General features: G+C 43.7%; 8 protein-coding genes and 1 pseudogene. 2 read left to right on the forward strand and 7 right to left on the reverse strand.

The window, feature by feature from the left end; all coding sequences use genetic code 11:
* Positions 1-47 precede the first annotated feature (47 nt).
* A complete protein-coding gene (locus QZV86_RS02870) occupies positions 48-1,712 on the forward strand; it encodes a diguanylate cyclase (protein ID WP_295623843.1) in 1,665 nt (554 codons plus the stop codon).
* A gap of 45 nt (positions 1,713-1,757) precedes the next feature.
* Here the strand turns inward: QZV86_RS02870 and QZV86_RS02875 are convergent, their stop codons facing one another.
* The 6 genes from QZV86_RS02875 to QZV86_RS02900 all read right to left on the reverse strand — a co-directional run bounded on the left by QZV86_RS02875 (position 1,758) and on the right by QZV86_RS02900 (position 8,698).
* On the reverse strand, positions 1,758-2,705 hold the full coding sequence (locus tag QZV86_RS02875) for an alpha-L-glutamate ligase-like protein (protein ID WP_295623845.1): 948 nt from the start codon (positions 2,703-2,705) through the stop codon (positions 1,758-1,760).
* Between the two features lie 28 nt (positions 2,706-2,733).
* Positions 2,734-4,284, reverse strand: a complete 1,551-nt coding sequence (locus QZV86_RS02880; RefSeq protein WP_295623847.1) for an inactive transglutaminase family protein — start codon at positions 4,282-4,284, stop codon at positions 2,734-2,736.
* On the reverse strand, positions 4,284-5,048 hold the full coding sequence (locus tag QZV86_RS02885; protein ID WP_295623849.1) for a RimK/LysX family protein: 765 nt from the start codon (positions 5,046-5,048) through the stop codon (positions 4,284-4,286). The genes QZV86_RS02880 and QZV86_RS02885 overlap by 1 nt, the downstream gene beginning before the upstream one ends.
* Positions 5,049-5,186: 138 nt before the next feature.
* Positions 5,187-5,531: a hypothetical protein gene (locus tag QZV86_RS02890; RefSeq protein ID WP_295623851.1), complete on the reverse strand. Its 345-nt coding sequence runs from the start codon at positions 5,529-5,531 to the stop codon at positions 5,187-5,189.
* Positions 5,532-5,652: 121 nt separating this feature from the next.
* Entirely contained in the window at positions 5,653-7,410 is a 1,758-nt protein-coding gene (lpdA, locus tag QZV86_RS02895) for a dihydrolipoyl dehydrogenase (protein ID WP_295623853.1), read from the reverse strand.
* A gap of 22 nt (positions 7,411-7,432) precedes the next feature.
* A complete protein-coding gene (locus QZV86_RS02900; RefSeq protein WP_295623855.1) occupies positions 7,433-8,698 on the reverse strand; it encodes a glutamate-5-semialdehyde dehydrogenase in 1,266 nt (421 codons plus the stop codon).
* 250 nt (positions 8,699-8,948) lie between these two features.
* Here QZV86_RS02900 and QZV86_RS02905 point away from each other — a divergent pair, with 250 nt between their 5' ends.
* Positions 8,949-9,809, forward strand: coding sequence for an HDOD domain-containing protein (locus QZV86_RS02905; RefSeq protein ID WP_295623857.1), 861 nt, complete (start codon positions 8,949-8,951; stop codon positions 9,807-9,809).
* 219 nt (positions 9,810-10,028) lie between these two features.
* On the opposite strand, the pseudogene QZV86_RS02910 reads toward QZV86_RS02905, so the two are convergent.
* A pseudogene (locus QZV86_RS02910) lies at positions 10,029-10,148 on the reverse strand (IS3 family transposase); the annotation flags it as partial.
* Between the last annotated feature and the right edge of the window lie 54 nt (positions 10,149-10,202).

Consider the following 10,202-nt stretch of genomic DNA (forward strand, 5'->3'; position numbering starts at 1 on the left):
CAATGTAACTGATAGCTGAAATCTCATATCATTAGGCAGATAAAACTATGAACGTGATAGAACACAAAGAATTCCGGGAAAGGATGCGTTTGTTATTAGCACTATTTGCGCACGAGCTTCCAGATAGAATGGATGAAATTGAAGCTCTCTGGGCCAAGCTACAAATTGAATGGGATATCAAAGTGCTTCAAGAGCTGCATCGTTCTGTACATAATTTAGTCAGCAATGGTAAAACATTTGGTTATCCCGAACTGAGTATAGAGGCGCGAGCACTGGAACAGGTTCTTAAGAACCTGATGCAGAAAGATATATCAGCCGATGCATTGCAAACATCCCGGATTCTGCAACAGATTCTTGAATTGAAGAAAATTTCGATTGAAAAAGAATCGATACTAACTATCGAGGTTATTTCAAAAGCTACTGATGAGCCTGCACTTCTTCCAAATATTCCCGCATCCAATCTAATTTTTGTAGTGGAAGATGATTACGAGGCCGCGCAAGAGCTTGCTTTGCAGTTACGTTATTATGGCTATGAAGTTGAAGTTTACAATCATCTCGATAAATTCCGTGTCGCCGTTGAACAGTACCCTCATGCGATTATCCTAATGGATATCGAATTTCCTGAGGATGAAATGGGCGGAATTCAAATCATGGAACAAATTCAGAAAGTGCGAGCTCAGCCAGTTCGAGTGATATTTATTTCAGCGCATGACGATATGGCGTATCGGTTAGGCGCAGTACGAGCCGGCAGTGTCGCATATTTTACAAAACCTATTAACTCCAATGAATTGATTGATCAACTGGACTTAATCACAGCATCGCAAATTCAGGAACCATTTCGTGTATTGATTGTGGATGATAGTCCAACGCTGCTTGCTTATCATGCAGCCATATTAGAACAGGCAGAAATGCATGTAAAAACAGTTTCCGAGCCAATGCAACTATTAAATAAATTGAATGATTTTAATCCTGATCTCATTTTGATGGATCTGTACATGCCGGGATGTAATGGTGTTGAATTAGCAAAAATTATCCGGCAGATAGATGGTTTTCTGAGTACGCCTATCGTTTATCTTTCTTCTGAGAATGATTTCAATACGCAACCGGAAGCTATGAGTCTGAGCGGTGATGACTTTCTGGTTAAGCCCATCGATCCGGTCTATTTGATTTCAGCAGTAACAACACGCGTGACTCGGGCACGATTCTTACGATCTTTAATGATTCATGATGGGTTGACCGGCTTACTCAACCATACTGCCATCAAAGAAGAGCTGGCGCGTGAAGTAATACGTTCCAGTCGATTGAATACTTCATTATCATTTGCTATGGTGGATATTGATTTTTTTAAGAATATTAATGATACCTATGGGCATGCTGCAGGCGATCGCGTTATCAAAAGCCTAGCGCGGTTGCTCAAGCAACGTTTAAGAGAAACGGATATTGTCGGGCGGTATGGCGGCGAAGAATTTGCAATTATTATGAATGATACGGATGCAACTTCGGCAGCGAAAGTGATTGACGAGATACGTAATGTTTTCTCGCGGCTATTACATTTGAGTCACGATGAGGAATTTTCTGTGAATTTTAGTTGCGGTATAGGAGATCTTGCACATTTTCCCGATGCTGCAAGCTTGAATGAAGCAGCTGATGCTGCGCTTTATCAAGCAAAACAAAGAGGGCGGAACAAAGTAGTTGTCAATAAAAATGATTAAAATGCTGACTGGCGATAAGTCTGATTTTGCAAAATAGCTTCAAGCTCAAGGGTCATTACTACGTGTGCGGAGCTGACGAGCCGATGGAGTATCTGCATCGGCAGCGAAATGAGTCTTACTGAAAGCGGCGCGTAGTTTCGGATCGAGATCAATAGTTTTAAGTGCCTCGATTGCAGCAACGCGCGGCGCTAGGCCGGAAAAGTTAGCCACTTGGATGGCCAATCCAGGACGCGCGTTAAGTTCAATAATCATGGGGCCCTGATCTCTGTCCAATACCAGATCAGCACCTAAATACCCCAATCCGGTCATTTCATAACATGCAGCGGCAAGTTGCAGCAGTTTATCCCAATGAGGAACCGCTAATTCTGAGAATGTCTTGCGTGTATCGGGGTGGTGTGAAATAGATTTGCCGTATTGCACTGCATGCAACGCTTTGCCTGATCCCATATCGATCCCGACACCCACTGCACCTTGATGTAAATTGGCTTTACCATCCGAAACATGCGTCGTCAGTCGTAACATTGCCATGATGGGGTAGCCTCGAAAAACAATAATACGTATATCTGGAATACCTTCGTAACTATAGTCTGAAAAAACTGGATCCAATTGTATCAGCGATTCAATCATGACAGTATCCGGTTTGCCGCCCAGACTATGTAAACCGCTTAGAATATTTGATACGTGTCTTTCAATTTCCGCCAGCTGGATGGAATCACCACTGGGTTTGAAGTAAAGACTATGATCATGTTCAGTAATAACCAGAATACCTTTGCCCCCACTTCCTTTGACTGGCTTGATCACAAATTGATCATGTGGGTGGAGTATTTCTTTCAATAACTTGACATCATGCTGATATTGCACGGTGCCGAGTAACTTCGGCACCGTAATGCCGGCTTTTTGCGCTAACAGTTTAGTCTTGAGCTTGTCATCAACAAGGGGATACAAATGGCGCGGGTTATAACGAGAGATCAAACCAAAATTTCTTTGATTCATCCCGATGATGCCTAAACTTCTGAGTTTTTTAGCGCTTGCCAGAAGCATTGCGTCTTTCCAGTGAATGAAATCGATACAACTCGGACAAACGGTAACCGGTATATTGTCCCAACACTAGGATGAGGGCCAGATTAACCAGCATCAATTCGGGAAAATTAAAAGTCAAGTACTCAACGGTTTGGTTGGTCATAAACAAATAGGCAATCACCGCCGTCAACAGACTACCGCCTCCCTGGATAAATACTTCTCGGGGACCATCTTCTTCCCATAGCACCGACATACGTTCAATGGTCCAAGATAGAATAATCATTGGAAAGAAAGTGACCGTCATGGCCTGATCAAGCCCGAGTTTGTTGCTGATGATGCTGATACTTGCGATGATTGCGATCACGACAATAATCACGGCCGAGATGCGCGCTACAAACAGGAGATTTAGACGTGACAAGTATGATCGGATCAGTAGTCCTATTCCGACAACTGTTAAGAAAATGATAATGCCAGTCAGCAAGGTCGTTTGTATTAACGCTAATGCAATCAGAATAGGCATAAAAGTGCCGGAAGTCCTTATGCCTATCAGTAAACGCATGATAACAACAATTAGAGCGCCAATAGGGAGCAATAAAATCATTTTGAATGCATTCTGCTGCTCAATGGGTAGACTGTAGATAGAGAAATCTACCAAGCCAGCTTGTTTGTTCATGCCATCGCTTACCACCAAGTTGCGGGTCGAATGAACGTTCTTAATAATAGCGAATGATATTTGTGAGTTCTTGCCGCCCACTACATCGAGCAAAGATTGATCGCCACGCTGCCAGATCAGAAAATTCTCCGGTTTTCCATGTATGCCGGTATTCTGATTAAACAAGAGCCATTGCCCACCAATATAAACTTCCACAAAATTGATGAGTGATTGTCTGCGACGGCCATCTTCCAAGTACAACCCGCGGACAATACGCGCGCTGATCCCTTCCATTGCCAGCAGATTGATAATTAAATGCGTTTTATAATCTTCACTAGATTTTTCATTAAGTAGTAGGCTCTGATTCTGGCTGGGCGCCTTGGAGTTTAATGTAGTGATCAATTCACGAGTAAAAATTTCAGTATTGGCTGATCTGCCATGCACTTGTTCCAACAGAGTAATTGCTGCCGTCTTGATAACTTCATCAAATTCAGGTTTCTCAGGTTCTGCGGGAAGGTCATCTGTTAATTGAGTAGGAACAATTTGCTCGGTCTCATACAGACTAAGCCGATAATAAGCTGTTTGCAGGCCATTTGCGGTTCTTTTGCTCCACTCAGCACGACGCCCAGTCGGTGAAGTAACTTCACTAAACCCGTAATCAGGGGAAGCGAAGTCTTCTTTCATAAAAACAATATCAGGAGTCTTCGGGGGTAATGCAAAAGACACGATTACAGGATCGCCGCGCGCGGTAAAATCTATTCGAGCTTCAATAGTCCAGACTGCTTTCTTGTCGTCTGGTAATAAGGGAAATCCTAAAGCAAAGTGTTTGTACAAAATCAGACCAATTCCAAATCCCATGATTAGGATAACGAGAATATAGAGTCTTAGTTTTGCATGCATTATTTAATCTTGCCCGTTGTGTCTGAGTTTTCGGTTTTGGGTGTTGCAACATTTCTCCTGCTGACATCGACAATAGCTAGATCTTGCAGTAAATTGCGCCCGATCAGTATTTGGTGTTTGAAGCGACTGCGATCCTCCAGTGTAAAATTGATTTGCTCATCAATATCGGCGAGTACAACACGAATTTTGACCACCGGGCGGCGATGTGATTCCCTGCCGCCACGTCCCTTAATTCGTACGTGCCGTCGTAATCGCCGAGTCAGTTCCAGTTTCTCTCCAGTAAGCGGATGAATGATGTTGAATTTTACGAAAGGCTTTCCATCTCGTTCAAACTCAACAATATCGAGCGCATTCAACGAGGAAGTTTGCGCTCCGGTGTCGATTCGTGCGCTAAATTCCATGCCAGGAGGATCAAGAAAAATATTTTCTATGTCACCCAATAATGTTTTAGTTTTAGCCTCAGTCATATCCGGTGGTTTCTTTATGGTTTCTTCATCAGGGTTTGAATCGCACGAACAAGTTTTTTCCGCTGAGTTCTGTATTGCCTCGGGAAGATTCTCGGAATCGTTTTTTTCTAACAATTTTTTTTGTTCAACCAATTCAGATAACAAGGAAACTAGCTCTGATTCTCTAGCACTAATCTTGGCTTCACGTTCAACTAGTTGGCTTTCACGTGTGTTACAGGCCGATAAGATGAATACTGCGAACGCTAACAACAAATAACAGCAACAAGTTTTCGCGTAAGGCCGGTGAATAATTCTCATAGCTTTCTTATTTTTAATTATCTAAACGATGGCATTATAATTGCACGAATAATATCAGTTAATCTGTCCATTTATTGAGCGCAGCTTGAAATATCCTTGCTTTGCGATACTCAATAAGCTTTACGCGGTCATATATTGCTATGGATTGCTTAGCTGAATAGATAGCGTTTGACTTTTATAAGTACAGGTATACCGATGAATTTCCAAACAATGCGACGTAACGGTGAATTGATATTCACCGGGAGTTTCTTTCTGGGTATCTAATTTAAATTCAAAACTGCCTTCCTGGTTGCTAGGATAGGATTGATCCGCTACTAGCGATCCATCAAAACGAATTAGCCTGAAATTAAGTAAAACATCAGGTGCGGGTTGCATATTGTATTCCACCCATCCACTTAGAATAATGGTGTCGCCAACAGCATAGTGTGTTTTAGGGTTGATTAAGATAGGTTGCGAAATATGTGTCGCAAATGAATTTTTCACCCCACTGCATATACTGAGGAGGATGAATAAAATGAGATAAATTTTTTTGCGGGTCATGATAGAAATTGAAGTAATTGTAAAGATTATTTTTTGACAATAACTTATGGGTTTGTCAATGAAACTATTTCCTAGGTATAAAAAGATCGGTAATAGTTCCTTCTGCCATTTCGGCTGCAAATAAAACTGTTTCCGAAAGGGTGGGGTGGGGATGGATTGTCAAACTAATGTCTTGCATATCTGCGCCCATTTCCAATGCCAGTACAGTTTCAGTGATCAGTTCACCGGCATTGACGCCTGTAATACCGGCACCCAGGATACGTCGTGTGCTTTTGTCCAGGAGTAGTTGCGTTAATCCTTCTTCACGTGCTATTGAGATTGCCCTGCCGCTGGCTGCCCAAGGGAAGCTGGTTTTTTCGTAATCAATTCCCTGCTGAATAACTTCTTTCTCGGTCAGGCCCATCCAGGCGATCTCGGGATCGGTATATGCCACTGAAGGAATGGTGCGGGCATCAAAAGCTGCTTTGTGTCCGGCGATTATCTCGGCGGCTAGTTTACCTTCATAGGTTGCTTTATGGGCTAGCATTGGTTCGCTAGCGATATCTCCGATTGCAAAGATATGCGGAAGATTGGTGCGCATCTGCTGATCCACAGAAATGAAACCGCGCTCGTTGATTTGAATGCCAATTTCCTCGGCACCGATGGCGCGTCCGTTAGGGCGGCGCCCAACCGCCAGCAGAATGCGATCATAGATTTGCGGTTTCGGCGCATTCTCGCCTTCAAAGGTCACAGTGAGTCCGTCTTTTCCAGCCTCAATCTGAGTTACTTTGGTTTTAAGATAAATCGCTTCGTAGCGTTTCTTAATGCGGCGGTACAATGGCTTTACCAGGTCAGCATCAGCGCCCGGAATCAATTGATCCATCCATTCCACAACACTGATTTTGCTTCCCAGTGCGTCATAGGCGGTCGCCATTTCCAAACCGATAATACCGCCTCCGATAACCAACATACGTTGAGGTATATCGCTTAATTTGAGAGCATCGGTAGAATCCATCAAGCGTGGATCGTCATACGGAAAACCGGGGATACGGGTCACACTGGAGCCCGCTGCAATAATACAATTGTCAAATGATACCGTTTTTTCGCCTTCGCTTGTTTCAACTTGTATTAGATGTGGCGTGGCAAATTTTCCGATACCATGAATAATTGTAATTTTTCGTTGTTTAGCCAACACTTTCAGGCTTTTGGTCAGCTTGCTGATGACTGATTCCTTCCAGTTGCGCAGCTTGCTAATATCTACTTGAGACTTGCCAAATACGATTCCTTGTGCTTGCACCTCTTCCGCCTCAGTAATTACCTTGGCAATATGTAGCAAAGCCTTGGATGGAATGCAGCCTACATTCAAACACACGCCACCGAGCGTCGGATAACGCTCGATTAGGACCACTTTTTTCCCTAGATCAGCTGCGCGGAAAGCCGCGGTATATCCTCCGGGGCCGGCACCAATAACCGCCACTTCCGCATGAATATCGCCTTGTGACATGGATTGCGTTGATGGGATTGAAGTAGCGACTGATGCCGCCGGTATTTCTTGGCTGTCTCTGGCTGCTCTTTTAAGACTCCCTGCATCCGTGGATTGTTCAGCTATTGTCAAAGTCAGGATAACCGAGCCTTCAGATACTTTATCGCCGACTTTAACTGTGATTTCCTTAATCACTCCGGCGTGTGGAGAAGGTATTTCCAGCGAAGCTTTATCAGTTTCCAGCGTAATAAGCGAGGTTTCTTTTTCAACTGATGCTCCGGGTGCAACAAGCACTTCGATAACTGGAACATCCTTAAAATCACCGATATCGGGAATCTTTACTTCAACAACTTGCGCCATAACACCTTTTTTATTGATGAATTTATTGTCTTATCTGCCCGTCACCCAGCACGATATATTTTTGACTGGTCAATCCCTCTAGTCCAACTGGGCCGCGAGCATGGATTTTGTCGGTAGAAATGCCAATTTCTGCACCCAGACCGTATTCAAATCCATCTGCGAAACGCGGAGTGGTATTGACCATCACTGAACTGGAATCGACTTCACGTAGAAAGCGGCGCGCACGGGCATAGTTTTCGGTAACAATCGCATCGGTATGTTGCGAGCCGTATTTCGTAATGTGGTCAATCGCCTGATCCAATCCATCGACAATGCGGATGCTCAATATAGGGGCCAGGTATTCTTCATACCAATCTTGCTCAGTAGCCGCTTTCATATGTGGGATGATGCTACAAGCCGTTTCATCGCCTCGTAGCTCGACGCCTTTATCTAAATAGATTTTGCTCAGCACTGGCAATATCCTCGGTGCAATTGCTTCGTGGATCAGTAGCGTTTCCATCGTGTTGCAGGTACCGTATCGTTGGGTTTTTGCGTTATCCGCTATCCGTACCGCTTTATCAAAGTCTGCTTCATTGTCAATGTAAACATGACAAACACCATCCAAGTGTTTAATCACTGGAATGCGTGCATCTTTTGTAATACGTTCGATCAAACCTTTACCACCACGAGGTACGATCACGTCAACAAAATCTTTCATCGCGATTAGTTCACCAACTGCCGCGCGATCGATGGTTTCAATCACTTGTACCGCCGTTTCCGGTAATCCGGCCAAGCGCAATCCTTCTTTTACGCATGCAGCAATTGCCTGATTACTATTAATGGCTTCCGAGCCGCCACGCAAAATAGCTGCATTGCCCGATTTCAAACACAAACCCGCAGCGTCAGCCGTCACATTTGGGCGTGCTTCATAAATAATTCCGATGACACCAAGAGGCACACGCATTTTTCCTACCTGGATGCCGGATGGACGGTAATTCAATTCACTGATTTCTCCCACCGGATCAGCCAATGCAGCAATCTGCATCAAACCTTCCGCCATCGTTGCCACACTTTTAGCCGACAAAGCTAACCGGTCGATCATTGAGGCATCCAGGCCTTTCGCGCGCGCATTCTCCAGATCTTTAGCATTGGCCGCCAATAGAGATGATTCATCGCGTCGGATTGCACTGGCCATCGCGGTTAATGCTTGGTTTTTAGCCGCAGTATCGGCTTTCGCAACCAAGCGGGAAGCCGCACGTGCCTCCTGGCCAACGAAATACATATAACTTTTGATGTCTGTGGTGTCCATGGATTGAGTTTTAACCGATATTTAAATTTGCAATAATTAGGATTATATACAAGATAAAGGTTTCATTATAAGCTGCCACAGACGCTGCCGGTTACAAAACTATTCATTATTTCAGTTGTTACAACAGAATGCACTAGAAATAGCTTCTATTAGCTGCTCTTTTTGTTAATTTATTTTTAGCATCTTGGCGTAACCTACAGGATAGTGAAAATAAATCACGCAGTGCCCGGTACAGTGAAAAGAGGTATTTATGGAAAAAAGCGCAATATTAGGTGTATTGGCAGCCGAAGTAGAACAAGGTCGATTGATTTTTCCGACGTCAGCCACTGCGGCGATCAAGATCAAGGAAAAATTAGAAGATCCCGATTGTAGTATCGATTCTGTAGTACGGTTGATTCAAGCCGAACCGTTGCTATCGACAAAGGTGGTTGCAATCGCTAATTCAGTTGTGTTTAACCGCTCAGGCAGAAAAATCACCGATGTGCGCTCAGCGGTTACGCTGATTGGCATGCGAACGGTGCGAAATTTAGCAACAGCCGTGGTGGTGCAACAACTAGTAGCATCGTTAGCTAAAAGTGAGCAAGTTACCCAATTATGGAAACATTCCGCTTATGTAGCTGCACTAGCCCAAGTGATCGCACGTCGAGTCACACGGCAAGATCCGGAAACAGCCATGTTTGCCGGAATGATCCATGAAATCAGCTGGTTTTACTTATTAGCTCGAGAAAAATATTTTCCGGGATTAATCGATGAAAGCATGGCGAGTTCATGGAACAGTGACGACGAGCTGGAAGACGAGAATGAGCTCAATTGTGAAATTATCATCGGCACTGCCATCTTAAAAGCACTTTCAGTACCAGAGTTGGTATTGGAGAATATAATTTATCTATGGCAAGGGTATTTAGCATTTCCACCAAGCTCACTCGGCGATACACTGCTAATTGCCAATCAACTGGCTCCGATCAAATCTCCTTTTGCTTTACCCTCTGACCAAAAAGGGTGTAATGCTTGCGCCAACGTTGATTTGTTAACCGATGATGTAACACTAAGCACTATTTTAAAAGATTCGGAAGATGAAGTAAGGTTGTTAACCGAGGCTTTATGCTCATAATCGATTTTCGTTACGCATCCGTCTTTGTTCGCCTTATCAATTTATCTTGCGCCTCACGGAATAGTTGACTTAAATTTTTATCTTTTTATTCTCTCACATCTTTATTTCTTGGAAGAATGAGCTAGATCCGATTTAGTGGACGGGTAAGTATTTCGAGAATGCTACATTTTTCTCAAGTTTTTACATGCAAGTTTTAGCGAAATCAGCAGTGGTTTGATTAAATTCACGGTTAAGCAGGTTAGGTGCAATCGGCAGTTTGTGTTTAGAGTCGGTAGTGACTTTAAATCTACGTTTGTGGATGCAACGAACACCTGCAACCTTACGTAACCGTTTGATACGGGAGCTATAGTCAAATCTGGTGTATGAGAATCAAGCGACCTGCTGTTTTTGATC

The organism is uncultured Nitrosomonas sp., from assembly GCF_902826915.1.
Classification (GTDB): Bacteria; Pseudomonadota; Gammaproteobacteria; order Burkholderiales; family Nitrosomonadaceae; genus Nitrosomonas.

Coding starts and splice junctions, on each gene's coding strand:
- QZV86_RS02870 (WP_295623843.1), top strand. CDS start 48: ATGAACGTGATAGAACACAAAGAATTCCGGGAAAGGATGCGTTTGTTA.
- QZV86_RS02875 (WP_295623845.1), bottom strand. CDS start 2,705: ATGAATCAAAGAAATTTTGGTTTGATCTCTCGTTATAACCCGCGCCAT.
- QZV86_RS02880 (WP_295623847.1), bottom strand. CDS start 4,284: ATGCATGCAAAACTAAGACTCTATATTCTCGTTATCCTAATCATGGGA.
- QZV86_RS02885 (WP_295623849.1), bottom strand. CDS start 5,048: ATGAGAATTATTCACCGGCCTTACGCGAAAACTTGTTGCTGTTATTTG.
- lpdA (WP_295623853.1), bottom strand. CDS start 7,410: ATGGCGCAAGTTGTTGAAGTAAAGATTCCCGATATCGGTGATTTTAAG.
- QZV86_RS02900 (WP_295623855.1), bottom strand. CDS start 8,698: ATGGACACCACAGACATCAAAAGTTATATGTATTTCGTTGGCCAGGAG.
- QZV86_RS02905 (WP_295623857.1), top strand. CDS start 8,949: ATGGAAAAAAGCGCAATATTAGGTGTATTGGCAGCCGAAGTAGAACAA.